The sequence below is a fragment of the Agrobacterium sp. K11 genome (assembly GCF_059429395.1).
Map to the genome: position 1 here is coordinate 1 of NZ_JCAHRB010000054.1, position 537 is coordinate 537.

Consider the following 537-nt stretch of genomic DNA (forward strand, 5'->3'; position numbering starts at 1 on the left):
GCTCGTACGCCAACGCGTCACCCTTGACGACACGCCACGCATTGCGCTCGGCCTGGGTGCCATCCGGAAGCGTAACAGGCGTGGCGCCTTCATGCTGCAGTCCAATCCTGTCCCCGATCTTTGGCGATGCATCTCGCATGGCCCGCTTGAGATCGACGCCCCACACTGTGCGCCGCTCGCCCTTGTCATTCTCCAGCGTCACAAAATAGCTGTCGCGTGATTGCGGATTATGCTCGTAGGACGCAATGCCGTGATCAACCAGCCGGCCCGCATTGGCGAACTCCTGGCTGTTTGCATAGAGCTGCACGCTGTCGCGGTGCCTGGTCATGGCAACATAGGTCAGATGCCGATCCATGGTACTCGACGCCAGCACAAAAGCGCGATCCACCGTCGCCCCCTGGTTTTTATGGATCGTCGTCGCATAGCCGTGGTCGATGGCCTGATAGCTGTCCATGGGAATGCTGACACTGTCGCCACCTCGGCCATCGAGCCGGGCGATGATCTTGCCCGGCTCCACATGCTCGACCGTGCCAAGCA

Annotated in this window: 1 pseudogene; it reads right to left on the bottom strand. The window is 60.9% G+C overall.

Annotation, left to right across the window (positions count from 1 at the left end):
• A pseudogene (locus AC5SEO_RS26915) lies at window positions 1–537 on the bottom strand (Ti-type conjugative transfer relaxase TraA); the annotation flags it as partial.